This window comes from Agrobacterium sp. DKPNP3, from assembly GCF_052686535.1.
Genome location: NZ_JBQYSN010000066.1, coordinates 1 through 22,308, shown reverse-complemented (window position 1 = coordinate 22,308; position 22,308 = coordinate 1). Strand labels below are relative to the sequence as shown.

The 22,308-nt window shown below is 58.9% G+C and carries 25 protein-coding genes; 15 read left to right on the top strand and 10 right to left on the bottom strand.

Annotation, left to right across the window (positions count from 1 at the left end):
* Positions 1-51 precede the first annotated feature (51 nt).
* From phnL to ACUTJJ_RS17365, 10 genes are all read left to right on the top strand, one after another.
* The gene (gene phnL, locus ACUTJJ_RS17410) at positions 52-759 is read left to right on the top strand and encodes a phosphonate C-P lyase system protein PhnL (protein WP_445542913.1); all 708 of its coding nucleotides are present in this window, start codon (positions 52-54) and stop codon (positions 757-759) included.
* The gene (locus ACUTJJ_RS17405) at positions 756-1,373 is read left to right on the top strand and encodes a transferase hexapeptide repeat family protein (RefSeq protein WP_445542912.1); all 618 of its coding nucleotides are present in this window, start codon (positions 756-758) and stop codon (positions 1,371-1,373) included. Before phnL ends, ACUTJJ_RS17405 begins: the two co-directional genes overlap by 4 nt.
* Before the next feature lie 212 nt (positions 1,374-1,585).
* Positions 1,586-2,446 carry a phosphonate ABC transporter ATP-binding protein gene (gene phnC, locus ACUTJJ_RS17400; protein WP_445542911.1) on the top strand — a complete coding sequence of 287 codons (861 nt, stop codon included), beginning with the start codon at positions 1,586-1,588 and terminating at the stop codon, positions 2,444-2,446.
* 84 nt (positions 2,447-2,530) lie between these two features.
* Positions 2,531-3,436 carry a phosphonate ABC transporter substrate-binding protein gene (phnD, locus tag ACUTJJ_RS17395; RefSeq protein ID WP_063949398.1) on the top strand — a complete coding sequence of 302 codons (906 nt, stop codon included), beginning with the start codon at positions 2,531-2,533 and terminating at the stop codon, positions 3,434-3,436.
* A gap of 70 nt (positions 3,437-3,506) precedes the next feature.
* Positions 3,507-4,493, top strand: coding sequence for a phosphonate ABC transporter, permease protein PhnE (phnE, locus tag ACUTJJ_RS17390; RefSeq protein ID WP_445542910.1), 987 nt, complete (start codon positions 3,507-3,509; stop codon positions 4,491-4,493).
* On the top strand, positions 4,493-5,842 hold the full coding sequence (gene phnE / locus ACUTJJ_RS17385) for a phosphonate ABC transporter, permease protein PhnE (RefSeq protein ID WP_445542909.1): 1,350 nt from the start codon (positions 4,493-4,495) through the stop codon (positions 5,840-5,842). Before phnE (ACUTJJ_RS17390) ends, phnE (ACUTJJ_RS17385) begins: the two co-directional genes overlap by 1 nt.
* A 254-nt stretch (positions 5,843-6,096) precedes the next feature.
* Positions 6,097-6,795 carry a DUF1045 domain-containing protein gene (locus tag ACUTJJ_RS17380; RefSeq protein WP_296066200.1) on the top strand — a complete coding sequence of 233 codons (699 nt, stop codon included), beginning with the start codon at positions 6,097-6,099 and terminating at the stop codon, positions 6,793-6,795.
* Positions 6,792-7,928, top strand: a complete 1,137-nt coding sequence (locus ACUTJJ_RS17375) for an alpha-D-ribose 1-methylphosphonate 5-triphosphate diphosphatase (RefSeq protein WP_445542908.1) — start codon at positions 6,792-6,794, stop codon at positions 7,926-7,928. Before ACUTJJ_RS17380 ends, ACUTJJ_RS17375 begins: the two co-directional genes overlap by 4 nt.
* On the top strand, positions 7,925-8,524 hold the full coding sequence (gene phnN, locus ACUTJJ_RS17370; protein WP_445542907.1) for a phosphonate metabolism protein/1,5-bisphosphokinase (PRPP-forming) PhnN: 600 nt from the start codon (positions 7,925-7,927) through the stop codon (positions 8,522-8,524). The genes ACUTJJ_RS17375 and phnN overlap by 4 nt, the downstream gene beginning before the upstream one ends.
* Positions 8,525-8,609: 85 nt before the next feature.
* The gene (locus ACUTJJ_RS17365; protein ID WP_445542906.1) at positions 8,610-9,650 is read left to right on the top strand and encodes an AraC family transcriptional regulator ligand-binding domain-containing protein; all 1,041 of its coding nucleotides are present in this window, start codon (positions 8,610-8,612) and stop codon (positions 9,648-9,650) included.
* A 97-nt stretch (positions 9,651-9,747) separates the two neighbouring features.
* Here ACUTJJ_RS17365 and ACUTJJ_RS17360 read toward each other — a convergent pair whose 3' ends face one another.
* The 8 genes from ACUTJJ_RS17360 to ACUTJJ_RS17325 all read right to left on the bottom strand — a co-directional run bounded on the left by ACUTJJ_RS17360 (position 9,748) and on the right by ACUTJJ_RS17325 (position 16,977).
* On the bottom strand, positions 9,748-10,737 hold the full coding sequence (locus tag ACUTJJ_RS17360; protein WP_445542905.1) for an Ldh family oxidoreductase: 990 nt from the start codon (positions 10,735-10,737) through the stop codon (positions 9,748-9,750).
* A 91-nt stretch (positions 10,738-10,828) separates the two neighbouring features.
* Positions 10,829-11,755, bottom strand: coding sequence for a TonB family protein (locus ACUTJJ_RS17355; RefSeq protein ID WP_445542904.1), 927 nt, complete (start codon positions 11,753-11,755; stop codon positions 10,829-10,831).
* Entirely contained in the window at positions 11,752-12,237 is a 486-nt protein-coding gene (gene exbD, locus ACUTJJ_RS17350; protein ID WP_296066218.1) for a TonB system transport protein ExbD, read from the bottom strand. The genes ACUTJJ_RS17355 and exbD overlap by 4 nt, the downstream gene beginning before the upstream one ends.
* Positions 12,238-12,243: 6 nt before the next feature.
* Positions 12,244-13,383 carry a tonB-system energizer ExbB gene (gene exbB / locus ACUTJJ_RS17345; RefSeq protein ID WP_445542903.1) on the bottom strand — a complete coding sequence of 380 codons (1,140 nt, stop codon included), beginning with the start codon at positions 13,381-13,383 and terminating at the stop codon, positions 12,244-12,246.
* 189 nt (positions 13,384-13,572) lie between these two features.
* Positions 13,573-14,310, bottom strand: a complete 738-nt coding sequence (gene hutC / locus ACUTJJ_RS17340) for a histidine utilization repressor (RefSeq protein WP_445542902.1) — start codon at positions 14,308-14,310, stop codon at positions 13,573-13,575.
* 30 nt (positions 14,311-14,340) lie between these two features.
* A complete protein-coding gene (locus ACUTJJ_RS17335; protein ID WP_445542901.1) occupies positions 14,341-15,126 on the bottom strand; it encodes an ABC transporter ATP-binding protein in 786 nt (261 codons plus the stop codon).
* The gene (locus ACUTJJ_RS17330) at positions 15,126-15,899 is read right to left on the bottom strand and encodes an ABC transporter permease (protein ID WP_445542900.1); all 774 of its coding nucleotides are present in this window, start codon (positions 15,897-15,899) and stop codon (positions 15,126-15,128) included. The genes ACUTJJ_RS17335 and ACUTJJ_RS17330 overlap by 1 nt, the downstream gene beginning before the upstream one ends.
* A gap of 136 nt (positions 15,900-16,035) precedes the next feature.
* Positions 16,036-16,977, bottom strand: a complete 942-nt coding sequence (locus ACUTJJ_RS17325; RefSeq protein ID WP_445542899.1) for an ABC transporter substrate-binding protein — start codon at positions 16,975-16,977, stop codon at positions 16,036-16,038.
* A gap of 196 nt (positions 16,978-17,173) precedes the next feature.
* Here ACUTJJ_RS17325 and ACUTJJ_RS17320 point away from each other — a divergent pair, with 196 nt between their 5' ends.
* Positions 17,174-17,884, top strand: a complete 711-nt coding sequence (locus tag ACUTJJ_RS17320) for a YoaK family protein (RefSeq protein WP_445542898.1) — start codon at positions 17,174-17,176, stop codon at positions 17,882-17,884.
* Between the two features lie 12 nt (positions 17,885-17,896).
* Here ACUTJJ_RS17320 and ACUTJJ_RS17315 read toward each other — a convergent pair whose 3' ends face one another.
* The gene (locus ACUTJJ_RS17315) at positions 17,897-18,415 is read right to left on the bottom strand and encodes a hypothetical protein (protein ID WP_063949383.1); all 519 of its coding nucleotides are present in this window, start codon (positions 18,413-18,415) and stop codon (positions 17,897-17,899) included.
* A gap of 77 nt (positions 18,416-18,492) precedes the next feature.
* On the opposite strand from ACUTJJ_RS17315, the gene ACUTJJ_RS17310 reads away from it, so the two are divergent.
* Entirely contained in the window at positions 18,493-19,131 is a 639-nt protein-coding gene (locus ACUTJJ_RS17310) for a trimeric intracellular cation channel family protein (RefSeq protein ID WP_063949382.1), read from the top strand.
* Between the two features lie 74 nt (positions 19,132-19,205).
* Here ACUTJJ_RS17310 and irrA read toward each other — a convergent pair whose 3' ends face one another.
* Entirely contained in the window at positions 19,206-19,625 is a 420-nt protein-coding gene (irrA, locus tag ACUTJJ_RS17305; RefSeq protein WP_006309975.1) for an iron response transcriptional regulator IrrA, read from the bottom strand.
* A 317-nt stretch (positions 19,626-19,942) separates the two neighbouring features.
* Here irrA and fabA point away from each other — a divergent pair, with 317 nt between their 5' ends.
* The 3 genes from fabA to ACUTJJ_RS17290 form a co-directional block, all read left to right on the top strand.
* Positions 19,943-20,458: a 3-hydroxyacyl-[acyl-carrier-protein] dehydratase FabA gene (fabA, locus tag ACUTJJ_RS17300; protein ID WP_063949381.1), complete on the top strand. Its 516-nt coding sequence runs from the start codon at positions 19,943-19,945 to the stop codon at positions 20,456-20,458.
* Positions 20,459-20,534: 76 nt separating this feature from the next.
* Complete coding sequence (gene fabB, locus ACUTJJ_RS17295; protein ID WP_445542897.1) at positions 20,535-21,758, top strand: beta-ketoacyl-ACP synthase I; 1,224 nt, start codon at positions 20,535-20,537, stop codon at positions 21,756-21,758.
* Between the two features lie 6 nt (positions 21,759-21,764).
* Positions 21,765-22,308 (top strand): SDR family oxidoreductase (locus ACUTJJ_RS17290; RefSeq protein WP_445542896.1); only part of this gene is annotated, 544 nt, incomplete at its 3' end.

Below are 22,308 nucleotides of genomic sequence, written 5' to 3'. Positions count from 1 at the left end.
AAGCGGCTCCCGCTTTTCGCAGAAGATCAGCGCAGGAAGAGAAAATCCACCATGCCGACACCTCTCATCGTTTCGGAAGTCTTTAAAAGCTTCACCATGCATCTTCGCGACGGCATCGAGCTGCCTGTCGTCCGCGACGTGAATTTTTCCGTATCTGGCGGCGAATGCGTCGTGCTCGGCGGCCCTTCTGGCATCGGCAAAAGCTCGATCCTGAAAATGCTCTACGGCAATTACGCCATCGACAGCGGGCAGATCCTTATTCGCCATCAGGGCGAGGTTGTCGATATCGGCAGCGCTTCACCACGCACAATTCTCGATATCCGTCATCGCACCATCGGTTATGTCAGCCAGTTTTTGCGGACGGTACCCCGCGTCGCGGCGGTTGACGTGGTTGCCGAACCGCTTCTGGCGCGCAAGATTGCCGCTCAAGATGCGCGTGAGCAGGCGGCCGCACTGCTTTCGAAACTCAACCTACCACGGGAATTGTGGTCGCTTCCACCCGCCACCTTTTCGGGCGGCGAGCAGCAGCGCGTCAATATCGCGCGCGGTTTCATCACCGATCATGCAATCCTGCTTCTCGACGAGCCAACGGCCTCGCTCGACGCCACCAACCGGCGGGTGGTGGTGGAGATGATCAGGGAGAAGAAAGAAACGGGTACCGCGCTGCTCGGCATTTTTCACGATGAAGAAGTGCGAGAGGCCGTGGCCGACCGCATTCTCGACGTCTCGCAATTTTCGCCCCGGAAGGCAGCAGCATGAACTCCAAAGTCGGCCTCGAACCCGTCATCCACGACACTGCCAGTGTCCTCAATTCCTCGATTGGCCGCTTTACCGAAATTTCGGAGCGCTGCCGCATCGAGGAGGTCGAGATGGGCGACTATTCCTACGTCATGCAGGATGGCGCGATCTGGTCCGCCACCATCGGCAAATTCGTCAATATCGCCGCTTCCGTCCGCATCAACGCCACCAACCATCCGATGCAGCGGGCGACCCTGCACCACTTCACTTACCGCGCCCACAATTATTGGGACGACGCGGAAGACGAGTCCGACTTTTTCGCCGCCCGCCGCGCCAGACGCGTGGTGATCGGCCACGACGTCTGGATCGGCCATGGCGCCACCATCCTGCCGGGTGTCAACGTCGGCAATGGCGCTGTCATCGGGGCTGGCGCCGTCGTCTCGAAGGACGTTGCGCCCTATACGATTGTCGGCGGCGTTCCCGCGAGGTTGATCCGCGACCGCTTTCCGCCTGAGGTCGGCCAGCAGATGGATGATCTGCGCTGGTGGGACTGGGACCACAAGAGGCTGCGCGACGCACTCGATGATTTCCGCGGCCTGTCGGCCGGAGATTTCATCGCAAAATATCGCGGTTGAGACATAGCCCGTCTGATATAGCCCCCGGGACCTATCCGGGGGTTAGTTTTTAAGCCTTGTCGATCATTCCGAAAAAATTGGTTCGAACTTTCGCCGGCGAAATGCAGTCGCGCTACATCAGCACCTTGTAATATTTTCTTCATCAAACTGACATTCGCACTTCACGCATCATTGTTATGTCCAACCCCGTCATAAGAAGATTGGACGGGGAAATGAGCTTTCACCTGAAGCAAGTCACGCGCTGTTTCGGCAACCATACCGCGGTCGATGCCGTGAATGTCGAAATACCGCAGGGACAGATGGTAGGCGTGATAGGACGTTCCGGAGCGGGAAAGTCGACGCTGCTGCGGATGATAAACCGGCTCATCGATCCCTCCTCCGGCTCAATTCATTTCAACGATACCAAAGTTTCGTCCTTGAAAGGTGCCGCGCTCCGCAACTGGCAGCGCGACTGCGCCATGATCTTCCAGCAGTTCAATCTCGTCCCGCGCCTCGACGTGCTTACCAATGTCATGCTCGGTCGCCTCAACCACCGTTCGACGCTGCTCAGCCTCTTCAACATCTTCACGGATGAAGAGCGGCTGATGGCGATCGCCGCACTTGAACGGCTGGGCATCGAGCATGTGGCAATGCAGGCCGCAGGTACGCTTTCCGGGGGCCAGCAACAGCGCGTGGCGATTGCCCGCGCCCTGATGCAGTCTCCGAAGATGGTTCTGGCCGATGAGCCGATCGCCTCGCTCGACCCGCTGAACGCCAAAATCGTGATGGACGCGCTGCGCGACATCAACGAGCGCGAAGGCATCACTGTCGTTACGAATCTGCACACACTGGATACAGCGCGCAACTATTGCGAACGCATCATCGGCATGTCGAAAGGCCGCGTCGTTTTTGATGGCACGCCGTCTGAGCTGACGGCTGCCGCCGTGACGGAAATCTACGGCACGGACTCACACGGCGCAGGCATCGACGAGACCATGACCTCGACCAGTATAACCATTCCCGGCGCGCAACTTGCCGCGCGTCCGGTGCAGCAATCTGCCGGCCCAGAACCGCTCGCTCTCGCCGGGCTCTGAGGAACCGCTCAGCATCGTTTGCGTCCGCGTCAAGGGCCAACATCTCACAACAACTCCGGCTCGCCGGGAAACAGGAGAAAGTCCATGTTGAAGAAATTGCTTCTCTCGGCAGTCGCCCTTGGCGTTCTGGCCGGTTCCGCCATGGCTCAGGACATCAAGGTTCTGCGCATCGGTCTCGACGGTTCCGAAAACGAGGCAGACCAGATCCGCAACGCCAAGTGCGTCGCCGATGGCCTCAAGGCTGCAACGGGCGTTTCCGAAGTGCAGGTATTCCCGTCGCCGGATTATAACGGCGTTATCCAGGGTCTTCTCGGCGGTACCATCGACATCGCCTCCATGGGCGCGTCGTCCTATGCCAAGATCGCCATCGCTGACCCCAAGGCCGTCGATCCGATCCTGACCTATACGGGCTCTGACGGCTCCAGCGGCTATTACACCATCATGGTTGCCCGCAAGGACAGCGGCATTAAAACCCTGGCGGATGCCAAGGGCAAGAAGATCGGCTTTGCCGACCCCGACTCCACATCTGGCTTCCTTATTCCAAACGTCGCCATCCCTAAGGAAACCGGCACGCCGATCAAGGAATACTTCTCCGAAACCGGCTTTGGTGGCGGCCACGAGAACCTCGTTCTCGCCGTTCTAGACAAGAAGTTCGATGTCGGAACCACCTTTGGTTCGGGCGTTGGTAAGTGGGAAGACGGCTATTCCGGTGGCAACCTTCACCAGATGGTCAAGAAGGGCAACCTCGACATGGACGATATCGTTGAAGTCTGGAAGTCACCGCTGATCCCGAACGGCCCGCTGCTCGTTGCCAACAAGATCGGCGACAGCATGAAGCAGAAGGTCGAGGACTTCTTCATGGAGCTGCCGAAAAAGGACCTCGCCTGCTTCCAGGGTTTCACCCAAGGCAAAAACACCGCCTACATCAAGGTCGACCCGTCCTTCTACCAGACGATCATCGACGCCCGTAAGTCCGTTATCGGCGGCTGATCCTCAGATCATATCAGGAAGCGGCGATGCCTGACGGCATCGCCGCTTTTGCCAGTAAAGGAAGAACGGCATGGCGACCACACTGCACCAGGGCACCCTCTCGCCCGAGGGATTGAGCGCATCGTCCAAAACGGTCATGCGTCACTATCAGCAGCAGCTCAAGACGCGGCGAATCTACACCGTCATCTCGCTGGTGATCTTTCTCGCCATCCTTGCCGCCTCCCTGAATTTTGCCAATGCGGCCAATTCAGGCAAGTTTTTCGAGCGCCTGCCCTATTTCTTCGATTTCATGAAGACCTTCGTGCCTGATAGTCCGCTGGAAGTCTTCCGGGCGATGTTCGACCTGCCGTCGCCTTATGCGGATGGTTCGCTGAAATACAATTATGTCGCCGATCGCGTTTACATCGCCGATGGTTTCTACATCCCGCATTTCATCTACCAGCTGATCATCACGCTCAATATCGCGCTGGTTTCGACGATCATTGGCACCGGCTTTGCCTTCGTGCTCTGTTTCTTCGCCTCCACCAATCTCATCGGCGCCGGCCTCGTGCGCTGGGTGGTGCGCCGGATTATGGAAGTGTTGCGGGCCTTTCCTGAAATTGTGGTCGCCGGACTATTGACCGCCATCCTGTCGATCGGCCCGATCGCGGCGATCATCGCAATTTCGGTCCACACGATCGGTGCTCTCGGAAAGCTCTTTTTCGAAGTTGTTGAGAATGCCGACATGAAGCCGGATGAAGGCCTGCGCGCCGCTGGCGCCAACTGGCTCGAACGCGTGCGTTTTGCCATTGTGCCTCAGGTTCTTCCGAATTTCGTTTCCTATGCCCTCCTGCGCGCCGAGATCAACGTGCGTGCCTCCACCATCATCGGCGCGGTGGGCGGCGGCGGTATCGGGGAGGTCTTCCGCCTGTCGATCGGCAACGATCATGCGGCAAAGACCTATGCCATCATCATTCTACTGTTGATTACCATCATCGCCGTCGACCAGTTCTCCAGCTGGCTGCGCCGCCGGCTGATCGGCCAACAATCCTTTGAATTCGGACGGGGAGCGGCCTGATGTCGTCGAGCTTCATTCTCAACACTGCCGAGCGCGAGAGGCTGACGGCTGCCCATCCTGCGGTATTCAACCGCAGCGTCATGCAGCGATATGGTCTGCTTGTCGGCCTTCTTGCCGTGACCGCCTATCTTATCGGCTGCTTTTTCTTTTTCAACGTTGGCCCGGCCTTCATGCAGGGGCGGTGGGATCGGGCTTCCAGCTATATTCAGGACTGGTATTCCTGGCGTGCCCAACCGCGCCTTCGTTTCGAAGACGGGAAGGTGGAGCCGCAATGGTCGAGCCGCGGGCAATACCCGGCCGATGCCAGGATCGACTGGCTGCAGCCGCTGCCGAATGGTGGATATAGCGTTGTTTATGCGGGCTCGGACAATCGCCTCGACGTGACGCCGACGCAGGTGGATGTGTATGTCGATGGCATCGGCTATCCCATCGTCATCAATGGGGAGCAGGCCCTCGCACCCCAAAACGCACCGGATGAAATCCAGCAGGATGGCAACAAGGTGCTCGTGCATTACGGCTTCGCAGGTCAGGCCGAGATCCGCACGAGCCAGGTCTATGTACAGCGCCGCTTCCTCGGCTGGGCGAATTTCTTCTTCGACACGCATTCCGAATTCTGGGGCAAGAGCTACGCTCAACTGGCGGCTCTCGCCCTATGGGGAGAAAGGCTCGATCCGGCCCGCTCCAATATTGGCCACATGGTGGATGATTTCCTTGATAACGGCGTCTGGCAACATGCCGACATCCTGTCCAAGCTGATGCAGACACTGGTCATGGCGTTTGTCGGCACATTGTTCGGCACGCTCGTCGCCCTGCCGCTCGCCTTCATTGCCGCCCGCAACATCACCGCCAACAAGGCGGCAAACTGGGGCATGAAGCGCCTGTTCGACTTCCTGCGATCCATCGACATGCTGATCTGGGCGCTGTTCTTCACCCGCAGTTTCGGTCCCGGACCGATCCCCGGCATTGCCGCGATCTTCTTCACCGACACCGGGGCGCTTGGCAAGGTTTATGCCGAAGCGCTGGAGAACGTGGACGACAAGCAGCGTGAGGGCGTCAAGTCGGTCGGCGCATCGCCGATGGCTGTCAATCGTTTCGGCGTGTTGCCGCAGGTTCTCCCGGTCTTCATTTCGCAGTCGCTCTATTTCTGGGAAAGCAACACCCGCTCCGCCACCATCATCGGCGCAGTGGGTGCGGGCGGCATCGGCCTCAAACTGCTGGAAGCAATGGGCACCAATGCCGACTGGGACAAGGTCGCCTATATGGTCCTGCTCATCCTCTTTGTGGTCTTCCTGTTCGACCACATCTCCAATTCGCTGCGCTCGCGCCTGATCGGCAAGGCACAGCATTAGACTTTGTAGACGAAATGACGACGGTTACGGTTGTCATTACTCCGCCGCCTCGCCTGATTTCATCATCAGTTCTACCCCGGCTTGTCCCGATAGATCACCCATGTTTCTGGAAGCTTTCTAGCATTCGAGGACTTTTTTCTTGCGGCATCATCATTCTGTCACGGAAAGCGATTACCTCGCACTCCTGACCTTGCGGGAAGCGGGCGAGTCACGCCAAATAGCTTTTCATCCCTGGTTCCCCATGACACTGAAGAGTGCTTGCCGTGCGCTATGCCATCTATTTTTCCCCGGCTAAAGATCATCCGCTGACTGAGAGAGCATCGCGCTGGCTGGGCCGCAATGCATTTTCCGGCACGTTGTATAACGACCACGCCGATTATGCCGGGATGACTGAGGAACCGCGTCGTTACGGCTTCCACGCAACGCTGAAGGCGCCTTTCGAGCTTGCGGAAAAATACAGCGAAGCGGAGTTGGTGGCGGCTCTGACAGAGTTCACTTCCGAGAAGCAGGTTTTCGACATTCCGCGTATTGTCATCGATGCACTTGGACCATTCTTCGCTCTGGTGCCGGATCGCATTTACCAGCCGCTGCAGGACTTTGCCGCGGAGATCGTGGATCATTTCGACCGCTTCCGTGCGCCCCTGTCCGAAACCGATATTGCCCGCCGCCGGCCGCAGATGCTGACCGAAAGCCAGCGGCAAAATCTGTCGCTTTGGGGTTATCCGCATGTGATGGATGACTTTCGTTTCCACATGACGCTGACCGGACGCATCGACGAGGCCGAGCAGCCTGCCGTGCGCAACATGCTTTCTGCGCAGTTTTCCGAATTTGTCGACAAGCCGCTCACCCTTTCCGGCCTTGCCCTTTTCATTGAAGAGGAGCGCGGCGCACCATTTACCGTTCACAGCTGGCATCCGTTTGCTGAGCCACCCAAGAAAGATGCGATCCCATGACCGAGCACGCCCTTTCCAATGCCCGTATCGTTCTGGAAGACGATATTATTCTGGGCTCCGTTCTGATCCGTGACGGCAAGATTGCCGACATCAGCGAAGGCGCTTCGAAATCAGGAGAAGACCTTGAAGGAGACTTTCTGATCCCCGGTCTGGTTGAACTGCATACCGACCATCTGGAACAGCATTATTCGCCGCGTCCCGGCGTGACCTGGGACAAGATCGCCGCTATTCAGGCTCATGACGCCCAGGTCGCCGCCTCCGGCATCACCACGGTTTTCGATTGCCTGCGCCTTGGCTCGGATGAGGATGGCGGTTTCAAAAAGGGTGAAATGCGGGAGATGGCTGACGCCATCGAGGCGGCGGCGGACCAGAATCGCCTGCGCTCCGACCACCTTCTGCATCTGCGCTGTGAGGTGGCGTCCGCCGATGTGCTGGAACATTTTGAGGACTTCGAGACCGATCCGCGCGTGCGGCTGATTTCGATGATGGACCACTCACCGGGCCAGCGCCAATTTCAGTCCATGGATCAATACATCTTCTATTATCAGAAGAAGCGCGGTTTGAGCGATGAGGCGTTTGCCGAATTTGTGCAGCGCCGGCAGGCAGCCTCGGCCGAATATTCCGCCAAGCATCGTGATTATCTGGCCGCCCGCTGCGCTGAGCGTGGCATTACCGTTGCGAGCCACGATGACGCCACCGAGGCGCACGTCGGCGAGGCGATCGGCCATGGGGTGAAGCTGGCGGAGTTCCCGACCAGCGTCGAAGCGGCCAAGGCATCGCACAGCGCGGGCATGAGCGTGCTTATGGGTGCACCCAATATCGTTCGCGGCAAGTCGCATTCCGGCAATATCGCCGCCCGTGACCTCGCCGAAATCGGGGTGCTGGATGTGTTGTCATCCGACTATGTGCCTTTCAGCCTGCTGTTCGCACCCTTCCTGCTTGCCGGTCAGGTGGAGGGAATCAGCCTGCCGGAGGCGCTGCGTATGGTCACGGCCACGCCGGCGCGCACGGTCGGTCTTCTTGACCGCGGTCGCATCGCGCCGGGATTGCGGGCCGATCTGGTGCGAGTGCACCGCGAAGAGGGCGTTCCGGTCGCCCGTTCCGTCTGGCGTCAGGGCAAGCGCGTGGCATGAGCATTGATGGGGATGATAGCCGGCCCGCGCAATCGCCCGGCACGATGGTCGTTGTTGTCGGCCCGAGCGGCGTCGGCAAGGATACGCTGATGGACTATGCCTCGGTCCAGCTTGCCGGCCGACCCGGCTTCCATTTTACCCGACGCGTCATAACCCGCAGCTGCGATGCGGGTGGTGAAAACCACGACGCCGTTTCCATGCAGGAGTTCAACCGTCTGGAAGACGCGGGTGCCTTTGCCGTTTTCTGGGAAGCACACGGGCTTAAATACGGCATTCCTTCTACCGTCCACCGTCATCTTGAGGCGGGCGACGTGGTGATCGCCAATGGTTCACGGTCTGCCCTGCCCCATTTCGGCACCGCGTTTGTCCGTCTTAAAGTCCTAAACATCGTTGCGCGGCCCGATGTGCTGGCGATGCGACTGGAGCAACGCGGGCGCGAGAGCCGGGACGATATTCTGCGACGGCTGGAACGCAGTTCGCTCACCGTCGCCGGCGATTTCGACGTCACGACTGTCGACAATAGTGGCGCGATCGAAGAAGCCGGCCGGGCGATCATGCAGGTTCTTGAGCAAAGCTGCACCTACCGGCACGCCTGAAACCAGGCGCCACGCTTCTCGACAAAACCCTTTCACATGCTTACCATCGTACGACAACTAAGAACATGGTACGCCAAGGCGAGGGATGCCTGACAAAAGGATCAGCGACGAGATTACCGTGGTGGCTGGCCTTGCCGCCGGCGTCAGCAACTATGCCCGCTCACGCGGGATCGATATCATCCCGATCTGCACGTCTCTGGACATTGACCCTGCTACATTCAACAGCCTGACGGAACGCATCAGCCTCGACAGATTTTGTCGGCTGCTCGAAACCTGCGCCCAGATCGCCGGCGACGACACCTTCGGTCTTCAATGCGCGGCCACCTTTCCAGCCGGTGCATCCGGCGCCTTCGGCTACGGCCTGATGAGTGCGCCGACCGTGCGGGCCTTCCTGCGCTTTCTTCAGGACCATGTGTATTACGCGACCAACAACAGCAACTTCACGATGGTGACAGATGCAAAGCAGGCGACCCTGTCCTGGACATTCGCGCCAATTATCGCCAAACGCGAGCAATACGTGGATTTTGTCCTCGGCATCCTGATGCAGCGCCTGCGTGATATCCTCGGCGACCGCACCAACCAGGTCGATATCGGCCTGGAGCGGCCAAAACCGAGTAACCTTCAGCTTTTTAAAGAGAGGATGAGCACGCGCGTCAGTTTCTCCCAAGCCATTCACACCATGCGCTTTCCAGCGCCGTTGCTGGACGCGGTCAATCCGAATGCCGATGCGAGGCTGTTTGAGTTGATGAACCTTCAATGCCGCATGTTACGCCCGGAGACATCTTCAGACGCGACCCAGTTCATCGACCAGGTGAAGCGTTACATGCAGATGCGGCTGTCGGATGCCGAGTTGTCGCTTGGTGAGATTGCGCCCTACTTCAATCTGTCGGAACGAAGTTTCCAGCGGCGGCTCGCCGAACTCGGCACCAATCTCAACGAAATAAAGGACGCGATCCGCAAGAACGCCGGTTTCAAACTGCTGGTGGAAAGCGATCTTCCAGTCTCCGATATCGGCTACCGGCTCGGCTATTCCACGCCCGGCGCTTTTTCGCGCTCCGTTTCCCGCTGGTTCGGAGCCACGCCAACCGATATTCGAAGGAAACATACACGTCTATCCAACGTATAGCGCGGCTTGAAGTCTGAAATTTGGTGATGGCGCGCTGGTCGCCAACACGCAGCAATTTCCGGTTTATTCGCCTGCCGGGTTACCCCTGATGCAACCGTCACAGCTTCTGAATTTCGGCGAGAATATCGCTTTCGATGACGATACCCTCCTCAAGCGCCCGTTTGCGGATCCCCTGGCTGCGGCGACCGGGTAATCGCACATTCTCCTGTTTCTCGATCTCGCCAGCGATGAAAGCCAGCCTTTCGGTGAAGGCTGCACCGCCCGTCGACACTGGATCAATGGCAATGATCGTCTGACCAATAGACGGTGGCGATCCCTTGTCATCAAGCAAGGATGATGCCTCGAATGCGAAGTTTGAACCCGTGACCGCTGCAGCCAGGATTTCGACCATGAGCGCCAGCGCAGCTCCCTTGGCCTCGCCAGCCGGCACCATGGTGCCTTCGATGGCTTCTTCCGGATCTGTCGTGGGGCGACCGTTCCTGTCGAGCGCCCAGTCACCCGGAATGGTTTCGCCTTTCTGGCGGGCGGCCATGATTTTGCCGCGCGCGACCTTTGAGAGGGCAAGATCGATCACGAGTGGATCGGCACCGCCGACGGGAGCGCCGAAGGCAATCGGGTTTGTGCCATAAAGCGGGCGGCTGCCGCCCCAGGGCGCCATGGAAGCGGGGGCATTGGCAAACATCAGCGCCACGAACCCCATCTCGGCAAAACGCTCCACCGTCAGCGCCATGACACCCGCGTGGTGAGACCGATGGATGGCGGCAAGGGCAATGCCCTGCTCACGGGCCATATCAGGCAAGGCCTCAATGGCACAGTCAATTGCCGGATAGGCGTATCCGAGATTGGCGTCGATGGACAGCACGCCTGGCTTCAGCCGTGTCACCGCGGGACGTGCCCTGCCATCCACCTTGCCAACCAGCGCCTGCCGAACGTAAACGGGAATGCGGCGAAAGCCGTGACCACCTTGTCCCGCGGCTTCAGATGCGACGAGCGCCCTTGCCACGGAACGGGCGTTTCGCGGCAGAACACCGTTGCGCTCAAAGATAGAAGATACGAGATCCTCTGCCTCTGCGATTGAGAATTTCATTCCGGAATGCCTCTGCTTGTGATGTCGACGACACCTACACCATAGGAAGCATTCGCGAAATGTTATTTGCTCATAAACGCGGATGCATCGCCTAACGGATACTGATCGGCAGTGTTATCGTCTTGTTTGCATCCGGCGGCGGTGCGGGAACAGGTGACGCGCTCTCAATCCAGGCTGCGATCTGTTGATCGATCGACGCATCCCCTGTTGACTTGATAAGGCTAACGCCGCTGATGGCACCCGCATCGTTGACCCTGAACCGAACAGTCGCGGTCAAGGCATCACTGCGCAGCGACCGTGGCTTGCGGCGCTGAATGTGCGAACGAACCTTCGACCCCCATTTCGCCGGCGAAGCGGATGACGACGAGAAAAAACCACCACTGCTGCGCGATGCGGCCGTCCTGTCGGACTGCTGGACTTCGGCTTTGGCAGCTTCGCGTAGTTCCGATGCCTGCTGCGGTTTGGGGCGCTGGCGTTCGACCTTCTTTTTCTCTTCCGGCTCTTTCTTTTCCACCTTTTTCTCGGTGGGTGGTGGCGGAGGGCGCATGACGGGCAAGGGAACCTCGACATTCTCGAGTTCCGCCATCATCTGTTCCTGCACAGGATCGATCTGCTCCACCGGCTCGGGAATTTCCTGCGGCTCGACGATTTCCTCGACCGGTGGCTCGGGTGGCTGGACCGGTTCGGGCGGCGGTGTTTCCGCAACCGGTTCCGGTGGCGGCGGCTCGTCCGGCATTGGCTCCTCGACGGGCTCACTGGTGTCGCTTTTCACCTGTTCGGAATCTTCGATATCCTGCGCCTGCGTGGTCTCTTCCGTTTTGACGGCCTCGGGTATCGCCGCCATTTCGATCATGATCGCCGCGGGCGGCTGGCCACCGGCCTCTGGCTCCTCAGGCGCCTGCATCAGATAATAGGCAAAACCGGCATGAACGCTCAGCATGAGCAGCGCCGCGGCAGACCACAGCGCCACTTCCCCAAGACGGGAATGCCGAGGCTGCAGAGAGCCGTTTTCACTCATGGCGCGGTTCCCGGTGCTGGGGAAACAGCGGGTGCAGCAGCGCCGACAGGCTGCGCGGCTGCGGCAGCATTTTCAAGCCCGACGAGTGCAATCTTCAGATATCCAGCGTCGCGCAACAGGTTCATGATCTCCATGAAATGACCGTAATCGACGGCCTTGTCTGCGCGCAGAAAAATACGTGTATCCTTGTTGCCGCCCGTCTGCCGGTCTATTGCAGCCGCCAGCGCTTCACGTGCTACCGCATCGTTCCCGAGATTGAGCGACAGATCGTCCTTGACCGTCAGATAAAGCGGTTCTTCCGGCCTTTCCGCCGGTTTGGCCGTGGAGGCTGGCAGATCGACATTGACATCCACCGTGGCAAGCGGCGCAGCCACCATGAAGATGATGAGCAGAACCAGCATCACGTCGATGAAGGGCGTGACATTGATTTCGTGGTTTTCGGAGAGATCGTCTCCGCTATTTTCGCGAATGCCGCCAGCCATGATCGATCACCGTCCAACCAGCGAGACGGCGGGCCTGCTTGTGCTGCCCGGCGGAATGCGACGGAAATCTAGATCGCGGCTGACGAGGCGTTCGACGCCGGCTGCAGCATCCGCTAGCAAATGGCGGTATCCAGTAATGGAACGGGCGAAGACGTTGTAGATCACGACCGCCGGAATTGCGGCGACAAGACCGATGGCGGTTGCGAGAAGCGCTTCCGCAATGCCGGGCGCGACAACGGCAAGATTGGTGGTCTGCGATTCTGAAATGCTGATGAAGGAATTCATGATGCCCCAGACGGTGCCGAACAGGCCAACGAAGGGAGCGGTGGAGCCTATGGTCGCCAGAACGCCGGTCCCGCGGGACATGCGGCGGCCGGCATGGGTTTCGATCCGCGACAGGGCCGACGACACCCGCTCCTTGATGCCGCCGCCATCCGTATGTTCGACAACCGCGTCAGAAAGCTGCATTTCATGGGTGGCCATGCGCAGCATCAGCGCTGCCGGTCCGCCCTTCTTTTCCACGGCCTCAGTCGCTTCACTCAGCGTTTTCGCTTTGCGAATGACCTTGAGTGTCGCGCCTGCACGCACGCGCGCACCCGCAAGCTCGATCGACTTGGCAACCCAGACCGTCCAGGTGACCAGCGATGCGAAAGCAAGACCGATCATGACGCCCTTAACGACCCAGTCGGCGGCCATGAACATGCCCCACGGAGACAAATTGTGCGGGATGTCCGCACGATGTTCGGCGCTCGCGGGCGCTGGGCTGACAGGCTCTATGGGCGTTGTGGCCTCGTTTAGCACTGGTGTCTCAGAAGCCTGACCAGGCTGTTCTATCTCAGCCGGCGGCGTGGCTGCAGCTGGTTGAGCCTGTACCGGCTCAATTGACGAAGGCTGCGACGATGTGCTCGCGGCGGGCTGCTCAGGTGCAGTTGCGGAAGGCTGGGCCGGCGCGGTCGGCGAGGCGGCCGGCGTCACGGGGTCCGTCTGCTGTGCCGGCTGAACTGTTTGCGTTTCCGAAGCCGTCTGAGCAAAAACCGTGACCGTGCTCAAACCGGCCACGAAGATGACAGCCACGCCAAGGGCAACGCGCCTTGCTGTATTTGCCCTATTGAAAAGTGCGAAAGAGGTTGAGGTCTCGGCTGGCATGATTTTATCCCGGATTTCCGTCGATGAACTCATCCGCAGAATGACCGGTTCGTGAAAACCGGGGTCATGAACGGATGCCGTCGTGAAAGCTTGACGTTCCGTAAATAACCTGAGTTCTTTTGACAACTATTATATTGTCAAAAGGCGACTCGTAAACTCTTCTTTGTCAAAAAATGAACTGCGCGTGCCTCAGCTTTTTTGTGAGGGCGAAAACTGCGCAACCAGTGCATGGCGGTCTCCGGGATAGATAACCCGGACACGGGTGATGTGATCCGGGCCGTGCCAGGTGCGCCGGTCGACAACAAGACAGGCGGTACCAAAAGCAATGCCCAGTGCTGTCGCGATTTTCCGGTCGGCGGAGACAGCACTGATGCGATGTTCGGCAGCACTCCAAGGAACCATCTTCAGCAGCCACGTACCGGGCCCGACCTCAGAAAAATCCGCAAACGCCGCATCTGGAACAGCAGTGACATTGATGATGCGATGTTCGACGCAGAAGGGGACGCCGCCGGCAAAATGCGTGCAGGTGAGGTCGAGAACAGGGGCGTCGGCGGCAAGCGCCATGGCGGCGCCATCTTTCTCCCCCGCCGAACGCTTGTCTCTTCTGTCGAGACGATAGCTGTAAGCAAGGCCCAGCGACTGGACTTCCCGTTCAATGTCGTGGATGTCCAGCACGGCGGATTGCGCGTGCGGCTGACGAACGAAAGTGCCAAGCCGCCGGCGTCTTTCTATCAGGCCGCGCTGAACCAGTTCGCCGAGAGCCTTATTCACCGTCATGCGCGAGCAGGCATATTGCCGGGTCATTTCGTGCTCGAAAGGAATACGATATCCCGGCGGCCACTCACCCGACATGATCTGTCGCTCGACATCATTGCGGATGCGCTCGTGCAATGATTTCTCCTGAAGATCGACGCCTGAATTCCTCATCCCGATACGTCACTCCTCCTTGCGGATCAGTTACCCATGGGCGGCGGCGGCGATCGCCTCGCTGCGGATTTCCTCCGTGAGCTTTGCCCGCAGTTCGGAAAATTCCGGACTGGCCTTAACGGTATAATGACGCGGATGCGGCAGATCGACCGGCGTAATCGACTTGATGCGGCCGGGCCTTGCGGACATGGTCACGACACGCGACGCCATGAAGACCGCCTCTTCGATATCGTGAGTGACGAATATGACCGTCTTCTGCTCCCGCTCCCAGATGCCGAGCAGCAACTCCTGCATCAACCCGCGCGTCTGGTTGTCGAGAGCGCCGAATGGCTCGTCAAGCAGCAGGATTTTAGGGCCGTTCGCGAGCGCACGGGCAATGGCCGTTCTCTGCTGCATGCCACCGGACAATTGCTTTGGCCAATGGTTTTCGAAGCCGCGCAGGCCGACCTTGTCGATGTAGCTGTCGACGATCTCCCATTTTTCCTTCTCAGCGACGCCGCGTTCGCGCAAGCCAAAAGCGACATTGTCGCGGATCGTCAGCCAGGGAAACAGGGTATAGGACTGGAACACCATGCCGCGATCCGCTCCGGGGCTCGTCACAGGCTTTCCGGACAACACCACCTCGCCCGTCGTCGGACGGTCGAGACCGGCGATGATGCGCAGCAAGGTTGATTTTCCGCATCCCGACGGGCCGAGAATGGTGACGAAATCATTGCGCGGGATTTCCAGATTGGTCGGCTGCAAGGCCAATGTCGGCTGCCCGCCCTGCACGCCAGGAAACGTGCGGCTGACACCCTTGATAACGAGTTCGCTCATCAGGCAAGCCTCCACGCAAAAAGCTTCCGGTTCAGCGATTTGAACGCGAAATCCGAGATAAGGCCGATGACGCCGATAACGATGATGCCGAAGATGATCTGGCCTGTCGCCATCAACGCCTGGCTGTTGATGATCATGTAGCCGATACCCGAGGAAGCGCCGATGAGTTCCGCGACGATGACGTAGGTCCAGGCCCAGCCGAGGACGAGGCGGAGAATTTCGGCGATGTCTGGCGCATTGGCAGGAATGAGAACACGGCGCACCACGCCCCGGTCCTTCGCACCCAGCGTATAGGCGGCCTCTACCAGATCGCGGCGCGTGCCGGCAACCGCCACGGCCACCATCAGGATGATCTGGAACACCGCGCCGATAAAGATGACAAGCAGCTTCTGCATCTCGCCGATACCGGCCCAGAGAATGAGCAGCGGAACGAAGGCTGAAGCCGGTAGATAGCGTGCGAAGGAGACAAACGGCTCAAGCAGCGCTTCGACGGGCTTATATGCTCCCATCGCAATGCCGAGCGGGACGGCCACGAGCGAGGCCAAAACGAAGCCACCGACGACGCGCCAGATCGTCATGCCAATATCGCTGGCAAAACCCTGATCGGTCAGAAGATAGATGCCATCCTTCAGCATGGTGATAGGGTCGGCCAGAAAGGTCGGCGACACGAAACCCCCAAGCGTGGCAAAGCCCCAGGCGGCAAAAAACAGAACGAAAAATAGGACGCCAAGAACAATTCTCGTGCTGTTGCGGATGGGTTGAAGAGGTTGCATCTGAGACCTTAACCATAAAGTCGGCGCGACACTCTTGCCGCGCCATCAGGGCGCCGAACGTGTTTCATCACGCAACCGACGCTCTCACTTGCTTTCCGCCGCGACATCCCCGCGGGAATGTCAGCGGCCGGTTCGATTACTTGATGAAAGAGGTGTCCGCGAGGGTCGAAAGATCGGGCTTCGACTTTATCACGCCAATTTCCAGCAGCAGGTCGGCCGCCTTTTCCGAAAATGTTTTGAATTCACCGTCAAAGAATTTCTGGTTGGCGGTCTTGTCCTGCCATTCGAGGAATTTCGCCGAGGCGGCGAAGGCTTCGCCCGCCTGCTTTACGTCCGCCCCCATCGTCGCATAGGACTTTTCCGGGTCGGCCTTGATCAGTTCCAGTGCCTGAAAATAGCTGTCTGCAAGGGCCTTGGCCGCCTGCGGATTGGCCTTCAGGAAATCCGGGGTGCAGCCGAACGTATCCATGACAGCGGGGTAATCCAGCGTTGTCGCAAGGATCTTGCCCTTGTCGGGCGCGGCACGAACGGTGGAAAGATACGGTTCATAGGTCATGGCCGCATCGTTCTGGCCAGCGACGAAGGCTTGCGCAGCCGGGCCTGGCTCAAGGTTGACAACCTTCACATCCTTCAACGTCAGGCCGTTCTCCTTGAGGATCCATGCGAGGAAGAAATAGGGTGACGTGCCCGGCGCGGAGGCGGCAACCGTCTTGCCCTTGAGGTCGGCGACCTTGGAGACGTCACTGCGCACCGCGATACCGTCAGCACCGTGAGACTTGTCCATCTGGAAAATCTGGGTGGATTTCACGCCATTGGCATTCCACGCGATCCAGGTTTCCACCGTGGTGGCCGCGCACTGAATGTCGCCGGACGCGAGAGCAAGGTGACGGCTGGCCTGCGGAATCTTCTTGATCTCGACTTTGAGGCCGTTCTTTTCAAAAATGCCGGCCTGCTTGGCAAGCGTCAGCGGTGCAAACCCTGTCCAGCCGGACATTCCGATGGTCACTGCGGTTTCAGCGTAAGCGGAAGCGGATGAGGCAAGTGCGGCAATAGTGGCGAGAACCCACGTTTTCTTCATGATCTGAACCCCTTTGACTTATTTTTGTGCGATGTTGTGTTTCGCTTTATTTGAGGCATGGTAGGCAGTGATTCCCCATTTGTCTAGACAAAATGGCTGCTGGTGAGCGCTCTCAGAACGATTGCAAACCCACCGCCAGCCATTCTAGAAATAAGAGCCCGCGCGCATCGGCTGGGGTTTTTAAATCGAGCTTTCCATGACCAGACAAAGACGCCGCAGCATCATCAGAGCGAGACGAACAGGAACCGGCATTGCACTGGTTGCGGCGATTTCCTTCATCGCTGGAATGACTGACGCGGTAGGCCTGCATATTTCGGGCGACTTCGTGTCCTTCATGACAGGCAATACCACGCGAGCTGCCGTCTCGGCGGAAGCGGGAGGCTACTCCCACGCTGCGAAACTGCTGTTCGCGATCATTGCCTTTGTGGCAGGCAATGCCGGTGGCATCGTCGTGGCCCATAAATTCGAACGGCGCATCTTTGCCGTTCTGGCGGTCGTGGGATGCCTGGTCGCCGTCGCCGCCTTGCTTGGCAAAGCGGCCTCGGCCCTCCCGCAATTCTACATTGTCGTTTTCGCCATGGGCATGGTCAATGCGGCCGTCGAGCATATAGAGGGGCTGCCGATCGGGCTCACCTATGTGACGGGCGCGCTTTCCCGCTTCGGCCGAGGCATCGGTCGTTTTCTTCTCGGTGACCGGAGCCTCGACTGGGGAATTCAGACCGTTCCCTGGCTTGGCATGCTGAGCGGCGCGATCTGCGGCGCCATTCTCGGCGCCAATCTACAGTCCGATGCCCTGTGGGTAGTTACAGGCGCAATTTTTGCTGTCGCGCTTGCCACCCTTGTCATTCCCCGCTCATTGCGGCGCCGCTATAATCAGCAGGTCAAAATCCGGCGGGTTGCACCCTGACCGGGATCGTCGTTACTTCCTCGAAATGGTGACGAATTTGGTACCGCGAACACGAACCGTCATCAGGCAAGGTTCCTTGTCGGTGCGCTCGCAATAACGCGGATGCATCTTCAACACGAAAACCATGTTGCCGAACCGCTTGATAAAGTCATAACCGTAGATCCGCGCCGTTGCGATCATCAGGTAGCCGCCCTCTTTCACCTGCACGTAAAAATTATAAGGGCATCCCTCGTCATCGCAGGCGCGGCCTTTTTCGCCGTCGCAGTCCAGAACCCCATGATTGACGACGGCATCCATCAACCCGTCATTGTTGATATCCAGCCGCGTGACGAAATCATCGCCGAAAGCCGCCACCTTGCACTCGTTGCGGAAATGATCCTTCTCGTAAATCTCCGGATCGCTCACCAGCTGCTGCTGCGCCGAGAGCGCCGCTGGAAACATCAAGAGAACCAGCGCGTGAAGAGCGGCAACGAGAGCGATTCGCACGGCATTTTCCTTTGCATCCGTTTGGGTTATGGATGTTGCGATCATCCGGGCGACCAGCCTAGAGTTTAGTGCTTGCGCGACACTGACCTGTTCGCGGCCCGTGTTCCAGGGGGAACCTTTTTATGACACTTCTGGGTTTTCTCGATTATGCCGGCGTCGCCGTGTTTGCCGCAACCGGCGCGCTCGCCGCCTCGCGCAAGCAGCTCGACCTGATCGGCTTCCTGTTTTTCGCGGCTGCGACCGGTATTGGCGGTGGCACGGTACGCGATCTCGTGCTGGGCAGAACGCCGGTATTCTGGGTCATCAACCCCACCTATATTCTCGTCTGCGTCTCGGTGGCGGTGCTGCTGTTTTTCACCGCGCATCTTTTCGAATCCCGTTATCGGGTATTGATCTGGCTCGATGCGCTCGGCCTTTCGGCCTACTGCGTCATGGGAGCAGCCAAGGGCCTTGCCGCGAGCGGCTCGGCAACCGTCGCCATCGTCACAGGCGTCCTGACCGCGACGTTTGGAGGAGTGTTGCGCGATATAATGGCGGGGGAGCCATCGGTTCTCCTGCGCCCGGAAATCTACATCACCTGCGCGCTTCTGGGCTCCTCGACCTTCATTGTCGTCTATTTCTTCGGCGCACCGCTTTATGCCGCATCCGCTGCGGGTTTTCTGACGGCCTTATCCGTCCGCTCCGGCGCGCTACTTTTCGGCTGGACCTTCCCGCCCTACAAGGCCAAGCCCGGCAGACGGCCGGAAGACGTGATGAAGTGACCTATCGAAGGAAATGCTGAAAACAGAAATGGCGCCCTTCGGCGCCATTTTCATATCCGTTACCAGATACGGCGTCAGCCGCGCTTGCGGCGAAGGCGGATCACCACATCCACATGGGCGATTTCCATACCCTCGGGCGCTTCTGGCAGATTGTCTATCTGAAGATTGTTGATCGGAATATCGAGAACCTCGTTCTCGCCCTCCACGAAGAAGTGATGGTGATCCGAAACGTTCGTATCGAAATAGGTGCGCGCGCCTTCGACGGCAAGAACACGGATCAGTCCGGCTTCCGTAAACTGATGCAGCGTATTGTAGACCGTGGCGAGAGAAACGGGCACGCCGGCGGTCACCGCCTCGTCATGCAGTTCCTCGACCGTCAGGTGCCGATCGCCCTTTGCGAAAAGAAGATCGCCCAAAGCAACGCGCTGGCGCGTGGGCCGCAGCCCCGAGCGCCGCAGCCTCGTCCCAATATCCAATGTGGCGTCAAATGCCATGCAATCCCATTCCAAACAGAGGTCTGAAACCTGTCGTTTGCAATAGCATATATCTTTTGCGGAGATTGCTTTCAATAGTTTCAGCGCCGTGGCGTGTCGCAAATGGCTGCAAACCGGCTCTTCCTGCAAATTTCCTCTGGTTCCCGACTGACGGTTCCTGTATGCGGACGCCATATTGAGGTAATGACTTCTGTAAAGTGGGTTGTGAAGACAAAGAATGGGGCTGAAACGGCCTCCGCCCTTGTGGCGCTTCATTTTGAACCTAACTTGCTCTAGTGAAGTCAATCAACACCAGTAACTGGGGAAGTGAAAGCGGTATGGCAACGAGGCAGTCAAGTTACAATTACGAAGAGATCCTGTCCTGCGGTCGCGGCGAATTGTTCGGCCCGGGAAATGCCCAGCTCCCATTGCCCCCCATGCTCATGGTGCACCGGATCACCGAAATTTCGGAGACCGGCGGCGCATTCGACAAGGGTTTCATCCGTGCCGAATACGATGTGAGCCCTGACGACTGGTATTTCCCCTGCCATTTCCAGGGCAACCCGATCATGCCGGGCTGCCTCGGCCTTGATGGCATGTGGCAGCTGACCGGCTTCTTCCTCGGCTGGCTGGGCGAAGAAGGTCGCGGCATGGCGCTTTCCACCGGTGAAGTGAAGTTCAAGGGCATGGTTCGCCCTCACACCAAACTCCTGCAATATGGTATCGATTTTAAGCGCGTGATGCGCGGCCGTCTGGTGCTCGGCACCGCCGACGGCTGGCTGAAGGCGGATGGTGAAACCATCTATCAGGCATCCGACCTGCGGGTCGGCCTGTCCAAGGAAAAGGCTGCCTGAGGCAGACGAAATAGTTCAGACAAACGCCGGACGGCCTTCAGTCGCCCAGCCGAAATCTAAAGAAAAGGTCCCTTTGATGAGACGAGTTGTTGTCACCGGCCTCGGTATTGTTTCTTCCATCGGCGGTGATGCCGCCGAGGTCACCGCGTCGCTGCGCAATGCCAAATCCGGCATTTCTTTTTCGCCAGATTTTGCCGAACACGGTTTCAAGTGCCAGGTCTGGGGCAAGCCGTCTTTGGACCCGACCGACCTGGTCGATCGCCGCGCCATGCGGTTTCTGTCGCAGGGCGGAGCGTGGAACCACGTCGCCATGAAGCAGGCAATCGCCGATTCCGGCCTGGAAGAGAGCGATATCAGCGGCAATGAGCGCACCGGCATCATCATGGGCTCTGGCGGCCCTTCCACCCGCACGATTGTCGAAGCTGCCGACATTACGCTGAAGAACAACAGCCCGAAGCGCATCGGCCCCTTTGCCGTGCCGAAGGCCATGTCCTCCACCGCTTCGGCCACGCTCGCGACCTGGTTCAAGATCCACGGCGTCAACTACTCCATCTCGTCGGCCTGCTCCACCTCGGCGCATTGCATCGGCAACGCCGCCGAAATGATCCAGTGGGGCAAGCAGGACGTGATGTTCGCTGGCGGCCACGAGGATCTCGACTGGTCGATGTCGAACCTTTTCGACGCCATGGGAGCCATGTCGTCCAAATACAACGAAACTCCCGACGTCGCCTCGCGCGCCTATGACGTCAACCGCGATGGCTTCGTTATCGCCGGCGGTGCGGGCGTCCTGGTTCTTGAAGAGCTGGAGCATGCGAAGGCGCGCGGCGCAAAAATCTACGCCGAAATCGTCGGTTATGGCGCAACCTCGGACGGTTACGACATGGTTGCACCGTCGGGCGAAGGCGCGATCCGCTGCATGCGGCAGGCGCTTTCCACCGTCAAGACCGACATCGATTACATCAATACCCACGGCACCTCGACGCCGGTCGGCGACAGCAAGGAAATCGGCGCGATCCGCGAAGTTTTCGGCGACAAGATCCCGCACATCCAGTCGACCAAGTCGCTCACCGGCCATTCGCTGGGCGCGGCCGGCGTGCAGGAATCGATCTACGGCCTCTTGATGATGCAGGAGCGCTTCATTGGCGAAAGCGCGCATATTTCCGAGCTTGATCCGGAATTTGCGGGCGTTCCGATCGTTCGGAGCCGCATCGACAACGCCAAGATCGACACCATCCTTTCCAATTCCTTCGGCTTCGGCGGCACCAACGCCACGCTCGTCTTCCAGCGTCATAACGGATAATTGCCCATGAACGGCATCATGCAGGGTAAACGCGGCCTCATCATGGGCGTCGCAAACAACCACTCGATCGCCTGGGGCATCTCCAAGGCGCTTGCGGCACAGGGCGCGGAACTCGCCTTCACCTACCAGGGTGAAGCGCTTGGCAAGCGCGTGAAACCGCTCGCTGCGGAGCTCGGTTCCGACTTCATCGTACCTTGCGATGTCGAGGATATCGCTTCGGTGGATGCGCTGTTTGCGACGATTCGCGAAAAATGGGGCTCGCTCGATTTCGTCGTGCACGCCATCGGCTTCTCCGACAAGAACGAGCTGAAGGGTCTTTACGCCGACACGACGCGCGAGAATTTCAGCCGTACCATGGTCATTTCCTGTTTCTCCTTCACGGAAATCGCCAAGCGCGCCGCTGAACTGATGACCAATGGCGGCTCCATGCTGACGCTGACCTATAATGGTTCTCAGCGCGTCATCCCGAACTACAACGTCATGGGCGTCGCCAAGGCGGCTCTTGAGGCGTCCGTGCGTTATCTCGCGGCCGATTACGGCCCGCGCGACA

What these genes read in the sequence shown, in the direction of transcription:
- phnL (WP_445542913.1), top strand. Translation starts at nt 52, where the DNA reads ATGCCGACACCTCTCATCGTTTCGGAAGTCTTTAAAAGCTTCACCATG.
- ACUTJJ_RS17405 (WP_445542912.1), top strand. Translation starts at nt 756, where the DNA reads ATGAACTCCAAAGTCGGCCTCGAACCCGTCATCCACGACACTGCCAGT.
- phnC (WP_445542911.1), top strand. Translation starts at nt 1,586, where the DNA reads ATGAGCTTTCACCTGAAGCAAGTCACGCGCTGTTTCGGCAACCATACC.
- phnD (WP_063949398.1), top strand. Translation starts at nt 2,531, where the DNA reads ATGTTGAAGAAATTGCTTCTCTCGGCAGTCGCCCTTGGCGTTCTGGCC.
- phnE (WP_445542910.1), top strand. Translation starts at nt 3,507, where the DNA reads ATGGCGACCACACTGCACCAGGGCACCCTCTCGCCCGAGGGATTGAGC.
- phnE (WP_445542909.1), top strand. Translation starts at nt 4,493, where the DNA reads ATGTCGTCGAGCTTCATTCTCAACACTGCCGAGCGCGAGAGGCTGACG.
- ACUTJJ_RS17375 (WP_445542908.1), top strand. Translation starts at nt 6,792, where the DNA reads ATGACCGAGCACGCCCTTTCCAATGCCCGTATCGTTCTGGAAGACGAT.
- phnN (WP_445542907.1), top strand. Translation starts at nt 7,925, where the DNA reads ATGAGCATTGATGGGGATGATAGCCGGCCCGCGCAATCGCCCGGCACG.
- ACUTJJ_RS17365 (WP_445542906.1), top strand. Translation starts at nt 8,610, where the DNA reads ATGCCTGACAAAAGGATCAGCGACGAGATTACCGTGGTGGCTGGCCTT.
- ACUTJJ_RS17360 (WP_445542905.1), bottom strand. Translation starts at nt 10,737, where the DNA reads ATGAAATTCTCAATCGCAGAGGCAGAGGATCTCGTATCTTCTATCTTT.
- ACUTJJ_RS17355 (WP_445542904.1), bottom strand. Translation starts at nt 11,755, where the DNA reads ATGAGTGAAAACGGCTCTCTGCAGCCTCGGCATTCCCGTCTTGGGGAA.
- exbD (WP_296066218.1), bottom strand. Translation starts at nt 12,237, where the DNA reads ATGGCTGGCGGCATTCGCGAAAATAGCGGAGACGATCTCTCCGAAAAC.
- exbB (WP_445542903.1), bottom strand. Translation starts at nt 13,383, where the DNA reads ATGCCAGCCGAGACCTCAACCTCTTTCGCACTTTTCAATAGGGCAAAT.
- hutC (WP_445542902.1), bottom strand. Translation starts at nt 14,310, where the DNA reads ATGAGGAATTCAGGCGTCGATCTTCAGGAGAAATCATTGCACGAGCGC.
- ACUTJJ_RS17335 (WP_445542901.1), bottom strand. Translation starts at nt 15,126, where the DNA reads ATGAGCGAACTCGTTATCAAGGGTGTCAGCCGCACGTTTCCTGGCGTG.
- ACUTJJ_RS17330 (WP_445542900.1), bottom strand. Translation starts at nt 15,899, where the DNA reads ATGCAACCTCTTCAACCCATCCGCAACAGCACGAGAATTGTTCTTGGC.
- ACUTJJ_RS17325 (WP_445542899.1), bottom strand. Translation starts at nt 16,977, where the DNA reads ATGAAGAAAACGTGGGTTCTCGCCACTATTGCCGCACTTGCCTCATCC.
- ACUTJJ_RS17320 (WP_445542898.1), top strand. Translation starts at nt 17,174, where the DNA reads ATGACCAGACAAAGACGCCGCAGCATCATCAGAGCGAGACGAACAGGA.
- ACUTJJ_RS17315 (WP_063949383.1), bottom strand. Translation starts at nt 18,415, where the DNA reads ATGATCGCAACATCCATAACCCAAACGGATGCAAAGGAAAATGCCGTG.
- ACUTJJ_RS17310 (WP_063949382.1), top strand. Translation starts at nt 18,493, where the DNA reads ATGACACTTCTGGGTTTTCTCGATTATGCCGGCGTCGCCGTGTTTGCC.
- irrA (WP_006309975.1), bottom strand. Translation starts at nt 19,625, where the DNA reads ATGGCATTTGACGCCACATTGGATATTGGGACGAGGCTGCGGCGCTCG.
- fabA (WP_063949381.1), top strand. Translation starts at nt 19,943, where the DNA reads ATGGCAACGAGGCAGTCAAGTTACAATTACGAAGAGATCCTGTCCTGC.
- fabB (WP_445542897.1), top strand. Translation starts at nt 20,535, where the DNA reads ATGAGACGAGTTGTTGTCACCGGCCTCGGTATTGTTTCTTCCATCGGC.